Source organism: Methanolobus sp. WCC5 (assembly GCF_045690325.1).
In the GTDB taxonomy this organism is placed as follows: Archaea; Halobacteriota; Methanosarcinia; order Methanosarcinales; family Methanosarcinaceae; genus Methanolobus.
The window spans coordinates 1165523-1187765 of sequence record NZ_CP146981.1; the positions used below are offsets into that span (position 1 = coordinate 1165523).

The following is a 22243-nucleotide window of genomic DNA, read 5'->3' on the forward strand; positions in this document are numbered from 1 at the left end:
CCCTTTTCCCCTGCCTCAATGGATGCATATGATCACATCCTCACTCGTTGCAGAATCGACGTTGATTTTAGAATATCCAATTAAGTCAAATTTGTCTTGGCCATAATTGTGAGAAATGCCGTTCCCTTCCAACAGTTTAATAAGAGTATGTGATGCTAGGTGTTTTTTCAACACAGCCAGCACTTAAATAGAAATAGCTATGAAGAATTCTGAAATTGTTAGTGATGCGGCATTTCCACGCTTGCAGTGAAGAAACCTGATAAAACAAAAGGTGTATCCTAGATTTATTCATCATCAAGATTCTGTGCATCTTTCAATATCTAGTAAACCTGCTTACTTGGAAGATACGCCTAGGCTTCTACCAGCTGAGAGTTTTCCTTTCTTCCCTGATTTTAACCTAAAATCCTCTCATATGCATGACTATAGATGTAAAAATAAAATGGGCTTTGAACAAAAATTTAGAAGCCTCGGGCGGGATTTGAACCCGCGACCTCGTCCTTACCAAGGACGCGCTATACCCCTAAGCCACCGAGGCACAGAATAAGTAATGGGGCGCTGGCACATAATACACAGAATCAATTAATAAGTTTTCGGTTGGGAGAGAGGGTGCTTTATAAGCACCATCGTTCATCAACCGGGAATTTTTCATTGATCCACATCAGGACACCATTATGGTGTACTATGCGATATGAGCGGGAAAGGACTTTTTGTACCCCGAAGAGAGGTTCATCCTCTGCTATCACAATATCCTCAAAATCCCTTCGGGTTTCGATGTCGTGGTCACGCAGTATCCTGCCTATGGGGATATCGGCTTTCATCATATCACATCGTACGCCTTGCGGCATCTTCTCGATGGCAGAGAGGGATTTTGCATACACATAGGGAACATCACCTGATGTGAGCGTGACCACACGCTCATTGATATCAGCACCCACATCCACTTCAAAGATCTGTGCCATCTTCTCATCTGCCGGGATGATATGCTGGTATTGCGTCACAACTGCCGTAGGGTACCTGGTCATGATCTCCAGCAGAAAAGTGACCGAGCCATCGGTACCGGCACATACCCTCAGGCATGTGGGAATATCAAAACTCTTCAGTTTTCCAATAAAATCCATGATAACCACTCAGCAACATCATAAGATGAACAAATATTCCGGTTTTACTTAGAAACTTCTTTCTTTGCCTGTTTAAGGCGTTCCTTTGCAGTATATCCGGTGGCCTTGTAAAGGAAATCCCTGAAACGTTTGTTAGAGTCAAGTATCAGTTCATCGTCTGTTAACGAGGTATCAGAAACCGTGTCTACTGCCATGTTCTTACCCTCAACCCATACGCTAAGACTGGAAAGGACTCCGTAAGAAGTAACAAACCTGTCTCCTTCCTTTCTGACCTCACCTGGAAAAGTCTCTTTCAGGCATTCATGTATCCTTTCCGGATCAGCTGTATAACCACGCTTTAACTTGTATTCCTGCATTTATATCAAGCCTATATAACAAGCTTACAACGAATAAATTTACCGGTACGCATTTACCTTGTCAGCACTTAAACATTCAACTGCATGAACCTGCAGCTCCCACATAAAGGACTCATAGATCATCAAGAAAAGCCTCTGCAAGCACGGACATCCTCCTTTTTTTATCATTTTGCATCCTGTCATAGGTAGCCACCATCATACCCATCCTGAAATTACTGCGCAGTATATCCCGGTTCTTATCAATGAAACGCCAGTAAAGGGCATCCCACACATCACACCAGTCGCCTCTTTGATGATCGCTCATCCTGAGGATATAAGCAGAGCCGGAAATATACGGCTTTGTGGAAAGCGTGCCGCCGTCAGCAAACTGACTCATCCCATATACGTTGGGTACCATCACCCACTGGTATGCATCCACAAACATCTCCATGAACCACCTGTACACCTCATCCGGATGGATCCCGCATAGCAGCATGAAATTCCCCAGGATCATCAACCTCTCTATATGATGACAATAGCCATACTCCAGCACTTTACTTATAACGCAGTCAACCGGCTTGACACCAAGTTTCCCTTCGTACCATCTGGAATCGAGTCTGCGTTGGTGCCCAAAAAAATTAGTCTTCATGTCCGGGCCGTGGTACATTCCCCTCATGAATTCCCTCCAGCCAATCACCTGCCTCACAAAACCCTCTATACTGGATAGAGGAACAAGATCCCTGTTCTTTTCGTAATATTCCAGGGCCCTGCCAATGACCTCTGCAGGCACCAGCAAGCCTATGTTCATCAGAGGGGAAAGCAGCGAATGAAAAAGGAAAGGCTCGTCCTTTTTGATAGCATCCTCATAGGGACCGAAATATTTCAGACGATTTTCGATGAAATCGTCCAGCCACATAAGCGCATCCGCCCTTGTAGTCGGTATGTAGAAATTCTTACCGTTTCCCGGATTTGAAGGGAATAAATCCTCCACAATTTCAATAACATCCAATGTATGCATACTGCGCTCAACTGAAGGAAGGTCTGGAACATATACGCTCTTTGGCAGACTGTGCCTGTTCTGCACATCAAGGCTCCATTTACCCCCAATGGGATTTCCTTTTGCATCTAGGAGGTAGCCCAGACTTTTTCGCCGGGAAATGTAGAAATTATTCATCAGCACCTTTTTCTTACCTTCACGGAAAGCAGAGAATTCCTCAACTGTTGTCATGAAGGCGGGAGAATCCACCGTTGTATACATTAAGCCATTGTCCTGACAAAGGCCCCTGATCCTTTCTTCATATTCCCTGTCTTCCAATACATATGTCACAACACTGCTTATCCCATACGTTTCAAGAACAAACAGGAGCTTCTCTTCATAGCTCAGGTCAACTTCTTCAAAGATATCATAATAGAAAACATCGAATTCCCCGGCCAGCCAGTCCCGATAGGATCTCATAGCAGAGAGCAAGAGTATAAGCTTGTGCCTGTGATACAAAAAACGTGTACATAGTCCCTTGTCCTCAGCCATGAAGAAAAGGGTTTCACCGTCTGGCTCAAGGTTGCGTATATCCCGGAACAGACAATTACCAGGAATAAGGACAAGCCTGGAATACTCTCTTTGAGGAGGGGCTTTTACAAGTGGCATATAATTGGCACCTATGTTGGAAGTAGCTATAAAACAGCGTCTAGAAAGAGGAACTTAGAAAAAAAGGAAATGATCATCGCTTCAACACCATCTTTCCCCTTTCTCCCACAAGTCGCACCTGGGCCACCTTTTCCAGCGCCATCTCACCCAGCTCCTTGATCTCTCTCCATGAAGGTGTCGGCTCATTGTGACCCTTAAATGGCAGGTCAAAATCCGGATTGCTCATGAACTGGTAGAGCATGAGCTCTGAAGCGCCTTCAAGGTCAGGCAGGATACGAGGCATCGTTTCAGCATTAACATATTCGGGTATGACCCTTATCCAGATCCGCAGCCACTTGTTCTTTGCAATGGTCAGAGACTCGTTCAGCAGACTCACATATTTTGTGCTACGCTCCTGTGACATGCCTGTTAGCTCCATTATGCCCTCAATATCATCACTTGATGCTTTTATCTCAAGCACAAAGCCTTGAACAAAACAAAGAGCATTTCTGAGCACATCCGGTTTCATGCCATTGGATTTTAGTATGACATGTTTACCTAAGCTGTGAAGTTCCTCTATAAACGGCAGAAGTTCCTTTTGTAATGTCGGCTCGGCCCCACCCAGATAGACATTCTCCGTTGTGGACTTGCCTGCATACTCAACAAGCTCATCAACCGTCCAGTCCTTTACTGGCTGGTGTATGTGAACACAGTAAGGGCATTTCATGTTGCAACCCCCAAACTCGACCCGTATCTGGCCCTTTTCATCTGATAAGTCGATCAACCTCATGTTTTCGCTCCGATCATAAATGATAGGATAATTATATCCTATCAATCCTTATTAACAACAATTCTGTAACTGACCCTATTAATACTTAGACCCAAAAAACACAAATACTCAGCGATTACTTTTTATGTGTTTTGAGCATCAAACCAGAGAGACGGTGATCACATTGGCAAAGAAACTGCAACTTGAGGATCTTGAGAGAGCAAAAAGTAAAAAGGAAGCAAAAACTGAAGAACAGGACCTTGAAGACCTTTATGACCTGATAATCCCCCCGGGGACCCCTTCATACATCATCTATGACATTGTGGAAGAATTCGATCTTGAGCCCGTTGGAAGAAAACTAAGTGTCCACATAGTAGAGACTGATGAAAGGGAAGTTATAGTGCTCAGAGGTATTCTGGAAGAAGTCCAGGCTGCTGAGAGGTACCTGCGTGATGAACTCCAGGCATGGATAGATAGCGATTGAATACAGATCAAGGTAAATAGCTGGAAAAAGAACGGATCTTGCCTGGAACGGAACATGCATAAGGGCAGCTTAACAGCATATTCTTTCAGATGCCTGTGATGGTATCATTGCCCAGATCAAAGACAATTGCACTTGTGCTGTCATCATAGATATCTATAACATGGCTGTCATTTATCTGCCCGATGACAGCTGCCCTGATCCCGGCAGACACGAACACCTCAATGCAGCGGGAAGCATTCTCTTCTTTTGCAGTGACTATGTAACCTGTTGCAGGATATATCTTCAACCATTGCTCAAAGTCAACATTTTCTGGTCGCGGTATAGCTCGAAGATCCACCGAAGCGCCGACCCTGCTCACTTCACAGAGCATACCAAGGGTCCCTATGGTACCCGGATTGCTGATATCCTTACCGGCGGTCACCAGCTTTTCCTCACCTATCTCCTGCATGACCATGAAGCGCCTGCGCACCACTTCAGGCTCCTTGAACGAAGTGGTATCCCAGCTGTAAGGAGAATTCTGTCCAACCCTGCCATCCATGTCGTAGGCAACTATGATGACATCCCCGGGCTTTGCGGTGTCACTCCTGATGACACAATCCTTCTTTGCTATACCTATGATAGCAACTGCAAGTGAGTTATACGGGGTGTCCGGATGCATGTGACCTCCCACCATAGGCACACCGAACTTCTTTATCCCGTCCCTGATCCCCTTCATTATCTCTTCTGTGGACTCCAGATCACTGGAAGACATGACGTTGACCATGGCAAGAGGACGGCCCCCCATTGCAGAAATGTCGTTCACATTGACCACAACTGAAGTATAACCGGTCCACCATGGACTTTTATTTACTATCCTGCCCCATATGGCATCTGCCGCAAAGAGTATGACATCATCAGTACCGATATCGATCACTGCTGCATCGTCCCCGAAGTCATCGATTATCTCGCCATACTCGCAGCGAACTGTCTCAAATATATTCACGATGTCTGCAATTGGCTTCTTCCTGGTGACGCCTTCGAAGTTCCGTAGATTTGCCGCAAGCCTTTCAATATCCAAAAGAACACCTGCACTATGATTAGGATCGATAAACATATGTAAATGGGAGAGTACGACCAATCTTAACAGAGAGGGCGTGACAGTATCAGTAAAAAAGCCTAAGCCTCATCACTGGAGTCGGATTTCTTTTTCATTTCAAGTTTAATGGTCTTCCTGCGTTCTTCACTCATCTGTGAGAGATCCTGGCCGATCAGGCCGAAAGCATCGGAACGGCACTGACGGCAGTGTCTCATCTGCTGGACATAAGGTTCACACTGACTCTGCACAGCCTTGCGCTCTGCAGGAGATGGCGGTTCCATATCTGCAAACTTTGCCTGGCATATGAGAGGCATAACGTTCATTATGAAGACACCAAGCTCATTGATCTTCTTTGCAACCTCAACAATGTGTTTATCGTTTATGCCGGGAACCATTACAGTGTTTACCTTAACGACTAATCCTGCCTCCACTGCCAGCCTGATCCCTTCAAGCTGGTTCTCTATAAGGATTGCGGCAGCCTCGGTACCTCTGTATACCTTTCCCTTGTAAGAGACATGGTTTATCAACTGTGCCTCGATCTGCGGATCAATGGCATTCATTGTCACAGTCAGCGTTGTGACACCCGTTCTCAGCAGGTCAGGCATTCTCTGAGGCAATGCAAGTCCGTTGGTACTCAGGCAAAGTGTGACATCAGGGAATTCCTTTTTGATAAGTTCCAGTGTCTCAAAGGTCTCATCGTTGGCAAGCGGGTCACCCGGACCTGCAACACCGACCACCTTGATATATGGATACTCCTTTAGCACCTGGATGGTCTTCTCAAGGGCTTCCTGCGGTGTCAATACCTGACTGGTAACTCCGGGCCTGCTTTCGTTCACACAGTCAAACTTGCGATCACAATAGTTACACTGGATATTGCACTTAGGAGCTACTGCAAGATGAATTCGCCCGAACTTGTGCTGGGCCTCTTTGGAATAACAGGGATGTTGTGCTATCACTCTCTTGATCTCATCATCCCTGGAAATCTCTATTTCACATACGTTTGCATTTTCAGTTTCCATAAATATAGCTCCTTTGCCGCTCCAATAAACACGGCACAGTTTAAGAGAGACTCATAGATATAGTTTTTTATGGAATGCTACTGGAAGATCCTTAATCAATGCTGGTCACTTCGCACCACTTGCCTTGGCCTTCCCACATCTTAACAGAGACAGGGAACTCAAGCCTGGAAGATATCCTGGAGTGAACATGCTCACAGAGGTTCTCAACACTTGGAAACTCCAGAATATTATTCAATAAGACATGGTCATATTCCCTGAGGATCTCTTTTACTATCTTCTTGATGTCATAGAAATCCATGACCATGCCCGTTTCCTTTTTTTCGCCTTCTATGACTACTTCGGTCTTATAGGTATGCCCGTGGACTATGCCACATGTCTCATGCCCGGGAAGATAGTGGGCACTGTCAATATAATCAGTTATTCCTAGTCTCATTTTCATTATAGACACCCCCACATCCTGTGGGTCTGTGGTATTATTCGCACATCAACATCATTAGGGAAAAGATCCTGCAGCCCCAGAAGACAGCCTGGATCTGGCTGCATGTCCTTCTGAGTCACCGGTTGCAATATCAGACAGGAAATATACCCGCTGATCGTATTTACAACTGCCTCAATATCATCAGCCGGCGTATCCTTTGTTACAACTATCTTGCAGAAACAATCCCTGTCTTTAGTAGTTTTTAAGATCCTGAAACATTCAATTGTCCTGTCAAGATGAAGTTCGGGATCTTCAAGCAACTGATGAGGAAGAAGTTTCACATCACCGGAGACATATGACACGCAGTCCTTTACCTTCTTTGCCATGTGAGGCAGGGTCATATTTGACTCCAGGTACAAAGGAATATCCGTGTGTAATGATGAGATAAATTCCGCATAGAGCAGAGGTTCACCACCGGTAAGCGATATTGAGTGAAGGCCTGTAAAAGAACCCACCAACTCCTTTATTCCGGCATTGGAGATCGGATTCTCCATGTTCCTGAAAACACCGGACCCGGGCACTTCCTCAAACCTGCAATACTCTGTGGTTTCAACCGGCGTGTCACAATAATCACAGTTAAGATTACATCCTGTAAAGCGGACAAATGCCTGCCTGTACCCAACATAGGGACCTTCACCCTGTACAGAACAGAAAACCTCACTGACCGGCGCAAACATCATATCACATCCAGGGGCCTTGATTTCCTGAGGTCCTCCTCAATATCAGCAAACTCATTATAATAGAGCATGACTATCTTTTCCATCAGTCCTGCAACTTCACTCCCGGAAATACCAATGTCTTCAAGACTGCCGTAATGGTCGTGAACCACATTTATACCGAAATGTATTTTCTGTGAAACTGCCGAGGTACTTGCAATGGATACAGTGAGTTTTTTTCCTTCCACAAAAAGATCGTCCCCTCTTCGAACGATAGCATTACCATATCCAGATAGAAGCTCCGCAACTAATGCCGTAAACAATCTCTGTCTTGCATACACGAGTTTCAGGTCTGTGGAATCGAAGTGCTCAATGATAAAATGCACCATGTCCGTGGAAAATATCAGATCGCCCTGTTTTTTGTCCTCAAGGTCGATCATATGTTCTGCTTTTACATCGCAGCCCCCACGAAAGGCAATTATTGAGTCTGCCTGAACATCTGCCAGATTATAGGCCCACAGTGATGATATCTGGCTTCCGTCGTAATCCAGTCTTTTATCAAGAATTATATATTCCATATTATAGCACCAGTGAAAATATACGAATATTTAATATTGATTTCTATTCATGTTGATATCTATTCAGATAATGTGCCCGGTTCCAAGTCTCAGAAGCAGAGGGTCCCTGGCACCTGCCATTTCAAAAGCCCTTTTTCGTCTTGTACAGCTCTCGCACTCTCCACACGGCGTTTCCCCACCATGATAGCAACTCCAGCTGTATTCAAGGGGCGCATTCAATTCAATAGCTTTTGCAACTATCTCTTTCTTGTCCATATTGATAAGCGGCGCAAGCACTTTAACGCCATTAAGTGTTGAATATGAGAGAGAATCATCAACAGATTCGATAAACTCAATGGAATTATCCGGAAAGGTCACCGCCTCTTCCCTGTTAAAGCCTACAACTACATACTCACAACCCATACTTTCTGCAAAAGCCGCTGCAATATTAATGAGAATACCATTGCGGTTAGGCACCCACACAGCTTTTGCAGATTGGATAGTAATTGAAGGGTCTGCATCCTCTGCCACTTCTTCCATGCCAATTGACGGGATCTCCATGTCTTTGTTAACAAGAGAAGTCCTTGTAATCTCCTGCATCCAGCTGATCTCAAGAATACGGTATTCTATCCCGAAATGTTCACATACCTTTATCGAATTCCCGATCTCACGCTCCACTGACCGCTGCCCGTAGTTGAATATAAGGGCCATTTTCACATCTGTGTTTTCCCGTACAGCCGCAATGGCAGTAACAGAATCAAGACCGCTGCTTAACAAGGCAATTGCACTGATAGATAATCCTCCGTGAAATAGATAATACTTACATAATACCAGAGGATTACTTAACTGCAATCACTATATAATAAACCATCGCAAGGACATCATGGAGAATAGATATAAATAGGAATAGGAATACAAATACAATATAAATATAATATTAATGCAATTGGGGGATAGTTCTGCCAATCATCAAAGATAAAATAACCCTTGAAAGATTACTTCAAAGAATGTATTGGATAGAATCGGAAATGGAACAATTGGGCACATGGGAAGCACGTGTTGAAATGATGGAAGAGAACATAGATGCTCTTGAGATTCTTTCACATGATTCGGATAAACATTGGAGCATTATCAAAAAATGGATGATAAAAGCAAATATAGATATTCCTGAAATTGCCCCGCGTGGACTTCCAAGGCATGTATTCGACTTTGAAGGATTGTCAAAAGAAGAAATGTTCAAAACAATCATGAAATATGAGATTCTTGCAATGAACGTCTACAAAGATATCAAAAATACCAATTCAGAAGTTATCACAGAATTATTCCCAAACGAAAAAGACGCCTTTGAATTTTTAAAAGAAATCGGACAACTGATAAAAGATGAGGAAAAACACGCAAATATCTGCAAGCAACAGATTGGCGGTTTTGCAAAAATAAAGTATTAGAACCGCTTCAGCGGTTCATTTATCTACTTATTCCTTCCTTCTGAAAAAGAAGGCCATTCCTATGATCGCTATCATCGGGATAGCAATGGTGGGGAATTCCGGGATTTCCTGTTCTGCAGATGGATATTCCTTTGATGGGTCTTCCTCCTCAGGTCCGGATGGTTCACAATCCTCTATAATGAGTTCCTTTTCCGTTGAATAACCTGAATCGTCATCACCATATACCGTCAGTGTGACCAGGTAGGATCCGTTCATTGCATATGTGTGGACCGGATTCTGTTCTGTTGAACCTGTGTCATCCCCAAAATCCCATTTCCATGAAGTTGCGTTTTCTGACATATCAGTGAAACTGACAGTCAGGCACTGGGCATCTGCCGTAAAAGCAGCCCTGACAACAGTTACAACGGGCCTCTCCTGCTTAGGAGGCTCTTCCGTAACAGCCGTGGGTGCAAAACCTCCGCCGCCATACATCATAGTAGGGGTTGAACTCGGTGCCACCGTTGTGTTCTCATAGGTCATTTCCGTTTTTTTTGCTGCAGTCGGATCTGCCTTCTGGGCAACCACTTCAGGGTCCTCCAGGGATGGGTCAGGATTACCTGAACCTGGTGCCTCCTGCGCAGAACCTGCCTGGAAGTTCACCATACCGCTAACAAGCAGGACCGATGCAAGCATAACAATAACCGGTAGAAATAATCTTTTGTCCATATCGTACCACCTTTTTTAAATTATTATCCTAAATATGATCTGAAACTATCTTACTGAGCAATTATTGGATAGTGGCCTATATAAAGATTTGTACACTCTCAAAAGTCATACTCATTATGAGATATATGCTTTTGGAAGTAGCCGGCAAGCAAAACATCAGTCATAGCAACTCAATGACAGGTTATTTCAAGACTAAAACAAATACAAATAAGAAAGCATTTTGGAATGATTTTGGATTAAAATCAAGATCTGAACGATAACCGGGAGTGAGAGCTTGACAAGAGAAGAAAACAATGACATGAGAAAAAACAACAGACTGATCCGGGAAAAAAGTCCCTACCTGCTGCAACATGCCCATAATCCTGTAAACTGGTATCCCTGGGGAGAAGAGGCTTTTAACAAAGCAAAGGAAGAGAACAAACCCATATTCCTTTCAATAGGTTATTCTACCTGCCACTGGTGCCATGTAATGGAAAAGGAATCCTTTGAAGACGAGACAGTGGCAAAGCTTCTGAACGATTCTTTCATCGCTGTAAAGGTAGACCGTGAAGAAAGACCAGATATTGACAACATATACATGTCAGTCTGCCAGGCACTCACCGGGAGAGGAGGTTGGCCCCTGACAATCCTGATGACACCCGAAAAGAAACCATTCTATGCAGCCACCTACATACCCAAGGAAAGCCGTTATGGAGCACCAGGAATGCTTGACCTGGTGCCTGCCATACAAAATCTCTGGATAAACAAAAAAGAGGAACTTATCAACAGTGCTGAGGAGATCACTGCTACGGTCTCTTCTTATAACAGACAGGAAAAAGGGATGCATATCGGTGAAGAGCTCCTGCACAGGACATTGGAACAGCTACAAGGAAACTTTGATCAGGAACATGCCGGTTTTGGAAGAGCTCCTAAATTCCCCACACCCCACCATCTGACATTCCTCCTCAGGTACTGGAAAAGGACAGGAAACGCAAATGCACTGGAAATGGTTGAAAGGACATTAAGAGCAATGCGTATGGGAGGCATCTATGACCATATAGGGTTCGGATTTCACAGGTATTCTACGGACAGGAAATGGCTTGTACCTCATTTTGAGAAGATGTTATATGACCAGGCCCTGATGGTGACCGCCCTGGCAGAAACGTACCAGGCAACGGGAGAACACGAATATATGAATACTTCAAAGGAGATAATATCCTATCTCAGAAGGGATATGCTTTCAACGCAGGGAGCATTCTTCTCGGCAGAAGATGCTGACAGCCAAGGAGAAGAAGGCAGGTTCTATCTCTGGACAGCAGGGCAGATAGATGAGATACTTGGGATAGAGGATGCCAGCCTTTACAAAGACTTATTCAACATTAAAACTGCAGGTAACTTTGCCCAGGAGCATACTAAAGAGTTTACCGGAGATAACATACCCCATATGACAGCAGCCCTGGAAAAGAACACAGGGAAAAACTGCATTCCTGAACACGATGAAGATATATCGGAATCTCTGGAACGTGCCAGAATGACACTTTTCAATGCACGTGAAAAACGCATTCATCCCTTAAAAGATGATAAGATACTCACAGACTGGAACGGTCTTGCAATTGTTGCACTATGCAAAGCTGCACAGGCTTTTGATGAAGATGCATATACACAGATGGCAGAGAATGCGGCCGGTTTCTTCTTAAGAACAATGACAGACAGCAAAGGAAAGATGAAGCACCGTTACCGCCAGGGAGAAGCCGCCATAGATGCATTCCTGGAAGACTATGCATTTTTCATATGGGGCCTTATAGAACTCTATCAAACAAACCTGCAGACAGAATACCTGGAGCATGCACTGAAAATAAATGACTACCTGAAAACCCACTTCTATGACAGCGACAACGGAGGATTCTTCCATACATCCGATGAGGGCGAAAAACTGATATTTAGCAGTAAGGAAGTATATGATGGTGCCATTCCATCAGGAAACTCTGTATGCATCATGAATTTACTGAAACTGGCAAAGATAACAGGGGACAACAGGCTTGAGGATATGGCCCACACGACCATAAAAGCATTCTCAGGAAAAGTAAGTTCAGCACCTATCGGTTATACTCATTTCATGTCAGCAGCGGATCTTGCGATAAATGATTCTGTGGAGATAGTAGTTGTAGGGGATCCGGAAAAAACAGGGATCAGGGATATAACAGGATTCATAAACAGCAGGTTTATTCCCGAAAAGGTCCTTCTTTTCAAACCGGAAAGTCAACAAAGTCTCATAGATGAAACAAAAGGAATAACGAAGATAGCACCCTACACAAAAGATATGGGAATGACAGATGGCAGGACAACTGTCCACATATGCCGCAACCATACCTGTAAATTGCCTTTAGATGACATGGAAGAAGTAAAGAAAGAAATAGAAAGGATCGCACATCCTTAAAGGGGAGAGGAAAAGATGAGAACTGGAAAATACTACAACCCCGAAATCGAAATGATGGACAGAAGTGAACTTGATTCGCTTATTGAAGAGAGGATCAGGTACACTGTCAACTATGCGGCAGAGAATTCCCTTTTCTATAAAAAATGGTTCAGGGAACACGGCACCAGACCTTCTGACATAAGATCACATGAGGACCTTCTGGAACTTCCTGTAATAACCGGAAAGACCATTCGTGAGAACCAGCCTCCTGTAACAGAGGATTTCGGGTTCAGGACAGTTGAATGGAAAGATGTGTTCACAGTACATGAAACAAGCGGGACCAGTGGCACTCCCAAATCTTTTTTCCTTACATGGGAGGACTGGGAAAGATACGCAGAAAAATATGCAAGAAGTTTCCTGTCCCAGGGATTTGTAGCTGATGATCGGGTTATTGTCTGTGCTTCCTATGGCATGAACGTAGGTGCCAATACAATGACACTTGCAGCAAAGAATATCGGTATGACAATGATCCCGGAAGGAAAGTGTACATTCCCGATAAGGATAATGGAGGCATACAGACCCACCTCAATAGTTGGCAGCATCTTCAAGCTTATCCGCCTTGCAAAGAAAATGAAAGATCAGGGAATGGATCCTGCAAATTCCAGTATCCAGCGCCTGGTGATAGGCGGTGAGAGCTTTGCAGATGAATCAAGGAACTATGTATCGGAGCTATGGGATTGCGATGTATATAATACATATGGAAGCACCGAAGGAACCATGTGCGGAGAATGCACAGACATAAGCGGCCTGCATGTACCGGAAGACCTGATCCATCTTGATGTGTATGACCCTCACATGGATAAGTTCGTAAAGGACGGGGAATGTGGAAGGCTTGTGCTCACAACACTGCTGCCCGTAGGAGCAAAGAGCGGGAACGTGCTTCTTAATTACGACACCGAGGATACCACCGTGGTACTGAGCAGAGAGGAGTGTGCATGCGGACGGACCCATATGAAGATCATGAATCCTCAGAGGGAGGCAGAGACTTTCTGGGTTTCAGGAACCCCTTTCAATCGTGTGGATATTGAAAAAGGAGTGTTCCAAAGGCAGAACATGGAGTATCTGACAGGTGAATACGAAGCTTTCCTCTACGGAGGAGATGATGAAGGAGAAACTACCCTCAGGGTGAGCATGGAATGCAATGATATGCAGAAATGTGATGAAGAACATATAAAGGAAAATTTCCTCAGATCATTTTTCGGCTACAAGAAGAACCTGGAAAATTCATACATAGATGGAAGCCTGAATATCATTTTCAACTTTGTAAGACCCGGTGAACTTGAATTTTACCGTATAAAAGGAAGACCAAAACGCATAGTTGACAGAAGGTGATCATAGAAGGGAAATCCCTTCCCAGAGAGAAAGATACAGGTTAAGACCACCGATGAAAACAATTATCCATAGTGCAAGGGTTATCTTCATTAGGTTGAAAGGGTCTACAACCCTTTTGATCCTGCCAGCAACGGCAAGCCAGATATATATGAAAAGGACGATCACAAGTAAGCCCGCAAAGTGATGCAGATACATCTGAGTCAGCAGGGAAGAGCCGACCCCTATTCCCGTCAGCATTGACATGGAAGGAGACATGAATGCAAGAATTGATATCAATTGCAACAATACGGCAACGCCTACAAACCTGCAGTGTTTACCCATAGGATCCTTTGAGACCTGCAATAAAGCAATGATCAGCACAAAGAGAGAGACAAACTGCAATAGCAAATTAAAAGAAGCCTGATTGAATTCTGTGAATATACCTTTACCCCCTGTTCCACGAAGATATGCGATTCCTTTTGTACCTCAGGTTATAAGAACTTTAGCCTTGTTAAATTAGAAATTTCCTTTGTATACCTTCAGGCCATTTTCTGATACAGTCAGTATCCAGGGCTCCATACTGTGGGAAGCTGCACGCATTTTCCTTACTCTCAGATATCTGTTGGCAACATTTCCCTTAAGGTGCATTCCAAGTTCAATTATCCCGTCAGCAAGGTATCCTTCCATACCCGTCGATGGATCGGACATACCTGATAACTTTTCTTCTTCAAGGATAAGGAAAGTTGTGAGTTTTTCACGCCTCAGATTTTCAAGCATCTTATACAATCTTTTCCTCATATCATGGGGCTCCACATTCAGAAGAGAATAAAGTGCTCCAAGGGAATCTATAGCAACGCAGCTGCATTTATTTCCCACATTCTTTTTGAATTGAATGATATTCTCTTCAAGTATATCCAGAAGGTCATCTGAAAAATCATCATAAAGGATCCTGTAATCACTAAAATCTGTTATGTGCAGTTTAGATGAAAGATCTATACCCATGCTATCCATATTCTGAAGATGGTTCTCTTTGCTTTGTTCAAGAGTGATATATAGCCCATACTCATCCTGTTGTTCCAGATAATTGGAAAGCATCTGAAAGGTGAAACCTGATTTTAAGGTTCCTGCGGCTCCTGTAACGAGTACAACACTGTTTTTGGGTATGTCGGTTTCAAAAACCTCGTTCAAACCATCTATAGTATCCACAAATCGCATTATACCCCTCTTTCTCTTTTTTATGTACACAGAAAAGAAGTAACTATAATAGAGTAAAAATAATATATATCTTTAATGGCAAAAACCGTAAAACACAACACATTAATAATCAAGAAGTTCAAAAATGGATAATATTAAGAGAGCACATCGGCAGAAACTGGTCTCATCCATCTTTTAAGTAAATGGAATTCCTTCTTTTCCAGAACAGCCGGATCTAAGTGCAAAATCATCCTGGAGCTGGATGCCATGATAGTATCATTAGTCTGTTCAATGAGCTTGACCACGGAGAGGAAATCATTATCAAGTATCATATATTCCAGACCATCCATCAGAACGACACCATCCTCCACCTTATTGATGAAATCGGCTATTGTGGGATATATCCGGAAGATCTCGGTCGAGTCTATTGACTGATGGCCGTTCATCTTGTTCTTTGTAAGCCACACTATAGGAGTTTTTGCAATACCATACATGTTACGTATCTTATCAGGGTTCAGTCGGGTAATACAAAGACCGGGTTTCCCCCTTTTGACAAGTTCTGAGAATGTCCTGTAACTTTGCCCGGGATGTTCTGATCCTGAAAAAAAGATATATCCACTTTCAAGATCTTCTTCAATAGCCCCTGTATCTTCTTCGACATCCTCTGTGAGGGGAGTTATGAATATTCCCCTTAGACGGGAAAGATCCTGCAGGGTTATTATCAGACCTTGTATTCCATCATCTTCGGCCAGAAGGGAAGTCGAAACATTCATGCCAATTTTTTCACCATGTTTGGTGAAAAACATCATCTCAAAGTCCTTTTTGTCAGCAAATTCCAGTAAGTCCTGATCATCTATAAGATCCCTTACAGGCTTGGCGATCAACTCACTGACATCATAACCAAGGATATCTGCAGCATTGCTGTTAGCAGTAACGATCCTTTTTTTGCTATCAAGGGATAGCATAGCGATAGGAGAGGCTTTTAAAAGATTATCAAGATACTCGTTGGCTCTTTTAATCTTTGATTCTGCCTCTATCCTTTCAGTAATATCCTCACCTGAAACAAGCAAGCCATTTATATTCCCTTCCGGATCCCTGAGAACAATGTTATTCCAGCTCATTATTCTTTTTTGCTGGTTACTGTTAAGGAAAGGTACTTCAAAGTACCGATTACCATCATATTCATTGGATATCAGCTTATGGAAACCTTCAAGTGCACTTTCCCTGAAAATTTCCGGCACATAATTTCCAAACCAATCATTGCCTGTTATTTCATCTTCAGTGTAGCCGAGTATCTCACAGCCCTTTCTGTTTATTAGTTTGACAATACCCCGTTCATCAAGGACCAGAAGCATTACACCTGCAAGGTCGAGATAGTTCTGTGCCTGATCCCTTTCAGATATGAGCTCATCATGAAGTTGCTTTATCCTCAGAAGAGAGCCAACCCTTGTCTTTATCTCAAGCCTGTCAAGGGGCTTTGTCAGAAAATCATCTGCTCCTGCATTGATTCCTTTGATACGGTCCTCAAGACTTGAAAGTGCGGTGACCATGATAATAGGGACAAAACGTGTCTTTTCAGAGCTTTTGAGAGTTTTGCATACCTCATATCCGGTGATATCAGGCATCATCAGATCAAGAAGGATTATATCAGGATTACAGGTTTCCACTTGAGCTAAAGCCTCAACTCCACCAGATGCTGATATGATCTCATAGTCATGCTTCAGATAAGCTTCAAGTAGCTTGATATTCATTGATTCGTCATCAACTATCAGCACCTTTCCTTTCTTTAGTTCATCCATCCGGACCACTCATAAAATGTTATGATAGCAATGTCCCTCATTACCAAAGGGACATCTTGACAGAAACAGTATATTATTTAAACTATATAAATAAAACCCGGGTACAACAAATATCATCACTGCATGACACAATAAAAGACATCTGATATAACCTCTAATCACTGGGATCTGTCCTGTAATTGTCCTTTATAAAACAAAACATTTGCATTTTCTTTAAAGATTTCATGAATAGTGACCTTTTCTTATTATTTAAGCACTTCATGAATTGTTACAAGACGCTTTGAAAACGATAATAGAATATTTTATTACCGATTATAACTATTTAGTGTTAATAAAAAGATAAAAGTAATAATTAATTCATAATTATACTTCAATTTAAACCATTTAGTCAAAAAATGTACTACTGAATTAAAACCCTGAAATTATATCTACCATTAATATGAACTGTCATGAGACCTCGGGCAGAAGGAAGAATAATCAGTAGCATCAGGTACATTTTCATTAGCAGGTGAAAAAATGGATACTAAAATAGCCATACAGAATTACTGGGACTATCGCAGTGAAAGCTATAACAGTGTAACCGAACAGTCAGAATACGAGAAATCCTCATGGATGAACATGCTATCATCAACAATGGATGGAAGAAAGGAACTCAAAATACTTGATGTAGGCACAGGACCGGGTTTTCTTGCCCTGATGTGTGCTGAAATGGGAAATTATGTCACTGCAGTAGACCTGTCAGAAAACATGCTGAAAAAGGCAAGGGAAAATGCACAGAAAAGGTCTCTTTCTATTGAAATGATTCAGGGGGATGCAGAGAATCTGCAATTCCCGGATTCTCATTTTGATGTCGTAATGAACAAATACCTGCTATGGACACTGCCAGACCCGACAAAAGCGCTCTTAGAATGGAGAAGGGTCCTTAAGGAAGACGGGATGATAATTGCCATTGACGGAGACTGGCACAGTGATGGACTTTTTAACAGGACACAGCGTGCCATATACAATACAATAAAAACAATTAAAGAAGACAAATATCCACGCGTATTCAAAAAACACTATGAACCCTTGAAAAAGGATCTTCCGCTGTTCAGCCTGAAACCTGGACAGGTGATCAGTTATTTCAAAAACGCAGGATTTAAAGATGTCTCCATTGAAAAAATGGACAAAAACTGTGTTCATGTGAAACAAAAAGAGAAGCTTCTGGCTAAACTTGAACCTGCCAACCCTGTTTATCTGATAAAGGCAAGAAAGAATCAGGATTGAAAATGAATTGATGAAACGGAAAGGTAAAGATGGTATTGATAATGACATGTCGTTGCACATCATTGCAGCTCCTGTATCAAACAGCCACATAAAGAGAAATTAGTATATTACAAAAAACCGTTATCTTTTTAATATATGAAACTCACTTTAGTGAAAACAGTTAATACCATTAATAAATACATTATTGATTCATGACCGTCAACAACCACCTGTAAAAACCGGGAGCCTCCTTGATTATGTTTATCAAAGATGGTTGCGGAATGGAACCAAATCCACCCACATATAACAATAAGGATGATAGCTTGAACCTGCTAACCGTTTCCAATCTGCATGTCAATTTCCCCACGGATGTGGGCCTTGTAAAAGCAGTAAACGGAGTTGACCTTTCAGTGAACTCAGGTGAGGTAATGGGCCTTATAGGAGAATCCGGATGTGGTAAATCCGTACTGGGACTTGCAATTACCAGGCTATTACAGGAAGATGCCATGATCATGGGGGATATTACCTATCGTGGAGATGACATTCAGGCGCTGGATAAAGAAAAGATGAGAAAGATCAGGGCCAGGGATATAGGTATAATCCTTCAAAACCCCGGAACCTCCCTTAATCCTGTTATACCGATAGGCCAGCAGATTGCCGAGCCACTTGTTATGCACAGGAATATGAAACGTTCTGCTGCAATGGAGAAAGCACTGTCTCTTCTTGAACGTGTTAAAATAAAAGACCCGGAAAAAAGAGCAAAGGAATATCCCCACCAGTATAGCGGGGGAATGAAGGAAAGGGCATTAATTGCAATGAGCCTGGCAAATGAACCGGAGTTTATAATTGCAGATGAACCTACAAAAGGACTGGATGTGACCGTCAAGAAGAATATCGTAAAACTCCTCAAAGAGATATCCGACAAAAAGACAATGCTGATAATTACTCACGATCTGGCAGTGGCAGAGGATGTATGTGACAAAGTGGGAGTTATGTATGCAGGGGAACTTGTGGAAATTGCCTCTGCAAACAATATGTTCCAGGAACAATTGCACCCTTATACCAAAGGTTTTTTTGAATCTCTTCCCTCAAGAGGACTCAAAGCGATCAAAGGGCACAGTCCATCCCTTATCAATCTACCTGATGGTTGCAGGTTCCACTCAAGATGTGAACATTGCATGGACCGATGCAGGAAAGAACATCCGCCCATGGTCAAGCACAGTGGCAGGCATGTGAGGTGCTTCCTGTATGCTTGAGGTCTGCGACCTGAAAAAGACATATGTGACAGGAACCTTCCACAAACACAGGATCAATGCAATAGATGGTGTATCTTTCTATATCCGGAAAGGAGAGACTTTCGGCATAGTAGGGGAAAGCGGATGCGGAAAATCAACGCTTGGACGTTGTATCCTGAGACTTACCGAACCCACCGAAGGAAGAATAATATTCGATGGTACTGAAATAAGCAAGCTTGGCAGGGAATCAATGAGAAAGATAAGACCCCGGATGCAAATGATATTCCAGGACCCGGATTCATCGCTTAATCCAAGAAAAACCATAGGAAAAAGCATTGCAGAGCCACTGGGAATAAAAGGATTTCAAAGAAAGCTCATCGAAAGGAAGGTCGCAGAACTTGCCAGGCATGTCGGACTACTTCCTGAGCATGTTGACCGATATCCCCACCAGCTAAGCGGCGGACAGAACCAGAGAGCTGTGCTTGCCAGGGCGATAGCACTTGCGCCTGATTTCATTGTTGCTGATGAACCGACGGCTTCACTTGACGTGTCCGTACAGGCACAGATACTGAACCTGCTCAAACAACTGAAGAAAGAATACGGACTCACCATGCTTTTCATATCCCATGACCTGGAACTGATGAAACATATGTGTGACCGCATAGCAGTGATGTATATGGGTAAAATTATCGAGACCGCATATACCAGGGATATATTTGAATCACCCATGCACCCTTTCACATGTCTGCTTCTGGAAGGGCACGAGAACGACATGGAACAGGAAAACTGCATCATTGACATGAAAGAAGGATGCTGTTTTTACAAATACTGCCCTGCCAGGTCTGAAAAATGTTCATACAAAACCCCAAAGCCCCAGGAAATATGTAGCGGCCACTTTGTAGCGTGCCATAATGTTATGTCATCGATCAATATAAGGACTAACTGATCCAAACTCGATTATATCTCATGGTAACATATTACAAATTATTAAGAATGAAATTATATATTAAGAATATTCCCAGTCGTCTTACGACCAATAAAATATCCCGGATATAATAAAACTGACTACAGATAAAAGAGGATTTCAATGGCTAGTAAAAACAGAACTAAAGTAACTTTCATGGCACTGTTATTAATAATAGCAGCTGTAGGAGTATCTTTATGTATAGACAATGATACTGACAACCCGGACCCTGTTAATTCCGCAAATCACCTGAATTGTGCACTTGCATTCGGACCTTCCGATACCCTTGATCCTGTAAGCAAATGGGTGGGCTGGTACGTTCGTGAAGTCGGGTTATATGAGACTTTATTCAGTTATGACGAGAATATGGCCCTTCACCCGGAACTTGCAACAGGCTATGAGAAAATATCCGATACCGAATGGGAGATAAGCCTCAGAGAAGGAGTTAAATTCCACGACGGAACGGTAATGGATGCACAAGCTGTGGTATATTCACTTAACAGAGTACTTGATTCAGATAACAGCAGGAAAAGCGAATATGATTTCATCGACACAATAACAAGCGATTCCGGGAACACTATAAGGATAACAACCAAATATCCTTATGCACCAACCATCGCAAGTCTTACGGACCCTATAATGTCCATAGTCAGTCCCCATGCAGGTGACCTTAGTACCACACCTGTAGGAACAGGACCTTTCAAATTCAAGAGCTACACAAGGGAAGTAAGCATTAGTGTTGAAAAATTCGATGACTACTGGAATGGTGTCCCTCTTCTGGAAAGTATGGATGTTTACTTTGTAAGCGATGGTCTGACCAGGTTATTCAAGATGGAAAGCGGTGAAGTGGACCTTATAACAGGAGTGCCTCAGTCAGAGGTCAGGGCACTTCAAAACAGCGGAGAATATGAAGTATTCACAAAGGAAACACTCAGATCATATTTCCTCTATGTTAACATGAAAAAAGAACCGTTCAATGATGTAAATTTCAGGCAGGCATTGAACCATGCCCTTGACCGCCAGGAAATAGTTGATGTTGCCCTGGAAGGAATAGGAGGAACACCTGCCATGGGAGTGTTGCCATCTGTATCCGAATGGTCAATAAATGATGAGATCAGACCTATACAAAGGAACGAGACAAGAGTTAGGGAATTGCTTTCAGAGGCCGGACTTGAGGATGTCAACGGAGATGGCTGGCTTGATTATAAAGGTAAAGACTTTGAGATTAGCATTGTAACATACACAAATCGTCCTCAGTTGAAGCCTTCGGCCGAGATCATAGAAACACAATTCGAATCCGTTGGCCTGAGGACGAGGGTCATTACTATGGAAAGCTCTGCTATTGAAGCAGACATGGTAAACGGTAATTATGACCTTGCACTCTACGCATGGATGATCGCTCCTACAGGTGACCCGGACTATTTCTTCAGCAAGCACTTCGCATCAACAGGAAACGAGGCACAAAAGACAGGCTATTCCAACCCCCAGGTTGACGAGTGGATAAACAGTGCCCGTCAGACCATGGACGAGGAACTAAGGGAAGAGTACTATGATAATGTCCAGTGGCAGATACTTGAAGATTGTCCAGAGATATTCGTATTCTACCAGAATTCCATGGATGCAGCAAGCACAAAGGTCGGTGGTTTCAAGCAATATCCAAATGAGATAACAATACTCACAGAGGATATTTATCTCAAATGAAATGATATGTCCCGCATATATCGGGACATTCTGTTTTTTACGACAGATAGCGCATATAGTGCAAAACAAAAAAG

Annotated in this window: 21 protein-coding genes, 1 tRNA gene and 1 pseudogene; 8 read left to right on the forward strand and 15 right to left on the reverse strand. The window is 43.0% G+C overall.

The window, feature by feature from the left end; all coding sequences use genetic code 11:
• Positions 1-463: 463 nt before the first annotated feature.
• The 5 genes from V7O64_RS05500 to V7O64_RS05520 form a co-directional block, all read right to left on the reverse strand.
• Positions 464-535, reverse strand: a tRNA-Thr gene (locus V7O64_RS05500).
• A gap of 76 nt (positions 536-611) precedes the next feature.
• On the reverse strand, positions 612-1118 hold the full coding sequence (locus tag V7O64_RS05505; RefSeq protein ID WP_407357015.1) for a chorismate--pyruvate lyase family protein: 507 nt from the start codon (positions 1116-1118) through the stop codon (positions 612-614).
• A gap of 44 nt (positions 1119-1162) precedes the next feature.
• Positions 1163-1474, reverse strand: coding sequence for a DUF5611 family protein (locus tag V7O64_RS05510; protein ID WP_407357016.1), 312 nt, complete (start codon positions 1472-1474; stop codon positions 1163-1165).
• A gap of 112 nt (positions 1475-1586) precedes the next feature.
• Positions 1587-3098 carry a cryptochrome/photolyase family protein gene (locus tag V7O64_RS05515; protein ID WP_407357017.1) on the reverse strand — a complete coding sequence of 504 codons (1512 nt, stop codon included), beginning with the start codon at positions 3096-3098 and terminating at the stop codon, positions 1587-1589.
• Positions 3099-3171: 73 nt separating this feature from the next.
• Positions 3172-3867: a radical SAM protein gene (locus V7O64_RS05520; RefSeq protein ID WP_407357018.1), complete on the reverse strand. Its 696-nt coding sequence runs from the start codon at positions 3865-3867 to the stop codon at positions 3172-3174.
• 163 nt (positions 3868-4030) lie between these two features.
• On the opposite strand from V7O64_RS05520, the gene V7O64_RS05525 reads away from it, so the two are divergent.
• Positions 4031-4330: a hypothetical protein gene (locus tag V7O64_RS05525; RefSeq protein ID WP_407357019.1), complete on the forward strand. Its 300-nt coding sequence runs from the start codon at positions 4031-4033 to the stop codon at positions 4328-4330.
• 85 nt (positions 4331-4415) lie between these two features.
• Here the strand turns inward: V7O64_RS05525 and V7O64_RS05530 are convergent, their stop codons facing one another.
• The 6 genes from V7O64_RS05530 to queC form a co-directional block, all read right to left on the reverse strand.
• Positions 4416-5387, reverse strand: coding sequence for a methanogenesis marker 2 protein (locus V7O64_RS05530; protein ID WP_407357020.1), 972 nt, complete (start codon positions 5385-5387; stop codon positions 4416-4418).
• Positions 5388-5485: 98 nt separating this feature from the next.
• A complete protein-coding gene (gene nifB / locus V7O64_RS05535; RefSeq protein WP_407357021.1) occupies positions 5486-6424 on the reverse strand; it encodes a nitrogenase cofactor biosynthesis protein NifB in 939 nt (312 codons plus the stop codon).
• Between the two features lie 91 nt (positions 6425-6515).
• Positions 6516-6866 (reverse strand): 6-carboxytetrahydropterin synthase QueD, encoded by a 351-nt coding sequence (queD, locus tag V7O64_RS05540; protein ID WP_407357271.1) that lies wholly within the window; start codon positions 6864-6866, stop codon positions 6516-6518.
• A complete protein-coding gene (locus V7O64_RS05545) occupies positions 6863-7582 on the reverse strand; it encodes a 7-carboxy-7-deazaguanine synthase QueE (RefSeq protein WP_407357022.1) in 720 nt (239 codons plus the stop codon). The genes queD and V7O64_RS05545 overlap by 4 nt, the downstream gene beginning before the upstream one ends.
• Positions 7579-8136, reverse strand: coding sequence for a DUF366 family protein (locus tag V7O64_RS05550; protein WP_407357023.1), 558 nt, complete (start codon positions 8134-8136; stop codon positions 7579-7581). The genes V7O64_RS05545 and V7O64_RS05550 overlap by 4 nt, the downstream gene beginning before the upstream one ends.
• A 63-nt stretch (positions 8137-8199) precedes the next feature.
• A complete protein-coding gene (queC, locus tag V7O64_RS05555; RefSeq protein WP_407357272.1) occupies positions 8200-8907 on the reverse strand; it encodes a 7-cyano-7-deazaguanine synthase QueC in 708 nt (235 codons plus the stop codon).
• 236 nt (positions 8908-9143) lie between these two features.
• Between queC and V7O64_RS05560 the strand changes: the two genes are divergently transcribed.
• Positions 9144-9560 carry a hypothetical protein gene (locus tag V7O64_RS05560; RefSeq protein ID WP_407357024.1) on the forward strand — a complete coding sequence of 139 codons (417 nt, stop codon included), beginning with the start codon at positions 9144-9146 and terminating at the stop codon, positions 9558-9560.
• Between the two features lie 27 nt (positions 9561-9587).
• Here V7O64_RS05560 and V7O64_RS05565 read toward each other — a convergent pair whose 3' ends face one another.
• Entirely contained in the window at positions 9588-10265 is a 678-nt protein-coding gene (locus V7O64_RS05565; RefSeq protein ID WP_407357025.1) for a PKD domain-containing protein, read from the reverse strand.
• Between the two features lie 298 nt (positions 10266-10563).
• On the opposite strand from V7O64_RS05565, the pseudogene V7O64_RS05570 reads away from it, so the two are divergent.
• Both V7O64_RS05570 and ftsA read left to right on the forward strand, forming a co-directional pair.
• A pseudogene (locus tag V7O64_RS05570) lies at positions 10564-11043 on the forward strand (thioredoxin domain-containing protein); the annotation flags it as partial.
• 1653 nt (positions 11044-12696) lie between these two features.
• Positions 12697-14052 (forward strand): coenzyme F390 synthetase, encoded by a 1356-nt coding sequence (ftsA, locus tag V7O64_RS05575; protein WP_407357026.1) that lies wholly within the window; start codon positions 12697-12699, stop codon positions 14050-14052.
• On the opposite strand, the gene V7O64_RS05580 is transcribed toward ftsA, so the two are convergent.
• The 3 genes from V7O64_RS05580 to V7O64_RS05590 form a co-directional block, all read right to left on the reverse strand.
• Positions 14053-14439: a hypothetical protein gene (locus V7O64_RS05580; RefSeq protein WP_407357027.1), complete on the reverse strand. Its 387-nt coding sequence runs from the start codon at positions 14437-14439 to the stop codon at positions 14053-14055.
• 108 nt (positions 14440-14547) lie between these two features.
• A complete protein-coding gene (locus V7O64_RS05585) occupies positions 14548-15246 on the reverse strand; it encodes an RAD55 family ATPase (RefSeq protein WP_407357028.1) in 699 nt (232 codons plus the stop codon).
• A 134-nt stretch (positions 15247-15380) separates the two neighbouring features.
• Positions 15381-17024, reverse strand: a complete 1644-nt coding sequence (locus V7O64_RS05590) for a DUF835 domain-containing protein (protein WP_407357029.1) — start codon at positions 17022-17024, stop codon at positions 15381-15383.
• A gap of 516 nt (positions 17025-17540) precedes the next feature.
• Between V7O64_RS05590 and V7O64_RS05595 the strand changes: the two genes are divergently transcribed.
• From V7O64_RS05595 to V7O64_RS05610, 4 genes are all read left to right on the forward strand, one after another.
• Positions 17541-18290, forward strand: a complete 750-nt coding sequence (locus V7O64_RS05595) for a class I SAM-dependent methyltransferase (RefSeq protein ID WP_407357030.1) — start codon at positions 17541-17543, stop codon at positions 18288-18290.
• Between the two features lie 260 nt (positions 18291-18550).
• A complete protein-coding gene (locus V7O64_RS05600; RefSeq protein WP_407357031.1) occupies positions 18551-19525 on the forward strand; it encodes an ABC transporter ATP-binding protein in 975 nt (324 codons plus the stop codon).
• Positions 19518-20450: an ABC transporter ATP-binding protein gene (locus V7O64_RS05605; protein WP_407357032.1), complete on the forward strand. Its 933-nt coding sequence runs from the start codon at positions 19518-19520 to the stop codon at positions 20448-20450. The genes V7O64_RS05600 and V7O64_RS05605 overlap by 8 nt, the downstream gene beginning before the upstream one ends.
• Before the next feature lie 141 nt (positions 20451-20591).
• Complete coding sequence (locus tag V7O64_RS05610; protein WP_407357033.1) at positions 20592-22169, forward strand: ABC transporter substrate-binding protein; 1578 nt, start codon at positions 20592-20594, stop codon at positions 22167-22169.
• Positions 22170-22243 lie beyond the last annotated feature (74 nt).

What these genes read in the sequence shown, in the direction of transcription:
- V7O64_RS05505 (WP_407357015.1), bottom strand. Translation starts at nt 1,118, where the DNA reads ATGGATTTTATTGGAAAACTGAAGAGTTTTGATATTCCCACATGCCTG.
- V7O64_RS05510 (WP_407357016.1), bottom strand. Translation starts at nt 1,474, where the DNA reads ATGCAGGAATACAAGTTAAAGCGTGGTTATACAGCTGATCCGGAAAGG.
- V7O64_RS05515 (WP_407357017.1), bottom strand. Translation starts at nt 3,098, where the DNA reads ATGCCACTTGTAAAAGCCCCTCCTCAAAGAGAGTATTCCAGGCTTGTC.
- V7O64_RS05520 (WP_407357018.1), bottom strand. Translation starts at nt 3,867, where the DNA reads ATGAGGTTGATCGACTTATCAGATGAAAAGGGCCAGATACGGGTCGAG.
- nifB (WP_407357021.1), bottom strand. Translation starts at nt 6,424, where the DNA reads ATGGAAACTGAAAATGCAAACGTATGTGAAATAGAGATTTCCAGGGAT.
- V7O64_RS05545 (WP_407357022.1), bottom strand. Translation starts at nt 7,582, where the DNA reads ATGATGTTTGCGCCGGTCAGTGAGGTTTTCTGTTCTGTACAGGGTGAA.
- V7O64_RS05550 (WP_407357023.1), bottom strand. Translation starts at nt 8,136, where the DNA reads ATGGAATATATAATTCTTGATAAAAGACTGGATTACGACGGAAGCCAG.
- V7O64_RS05560 (WP_407357024.1), top strand. Translation starts at nt 9,144, where the DNA reads ATGGAACAATTGGGCACATGGGAAGCACGTGTTGAAATGATGGAAGAG.
- V7O64_RS05565 (WP_407357025.1), bottom strand. Translation starts at nt 10,265, where the DNA reads ATGGACAAAAGATTATTTCTACCGGTTATTGTTATGCTTGCATCGGTC.
- ftsA (WP_407357026.1), top strand. Translation starts at nt 12,697, where the DNA reads ATGAGAACTGGAAAATACTACAACCCCGAAATCGAAATGATGGACAGA.
- V7O64_RS05585 (WP_407357028.1), bottom strand. Translation starts at nt 15,246, where the DNA reads ATGCGATTTGTGGATACTATAGATGGTTTGAACGAGGTTTTTGAAACC.
- V7O64_RS05590 (WP_407357029.1), bottom strand. Translation starts at nt 17,024, where the DNA reads ATGGATGAACTAAAGAAAGGAAAGGTGCTGATAGTTGATGACGAATCA.
- V7O64_RS05595 (WP_407357030.1), top strand. Translation starts at nt 17,541, where the DNA reads ATGGATACTAAAATAGCCATACAGAATTACTGGGACTATCGCAGTGAA.
- V7O64_RS05600 (WP_407357031.1), top strand. Translation starts at nt 18,551, where the DNA reads ATGGAACCAAATCCACCCACATATAACAATAAGGATGATAGCTTGAAC.
- V7O64_RS05605 (WP_407357032.1), top strand. Translation starts at nt 19,518, where the DNA reads ATGCTTGAGGTCTGCGACCTGAAAAAGACATATGTGACAGGAACCTTC.
- V7O64_RS05610 (WP_407357033.1), top strand. Translation starts at nt 20,592, where the DNA reads ATGGCTAGTAAAAACAGAACTAAAGTAACTTTCATGGCACTGTTATTA.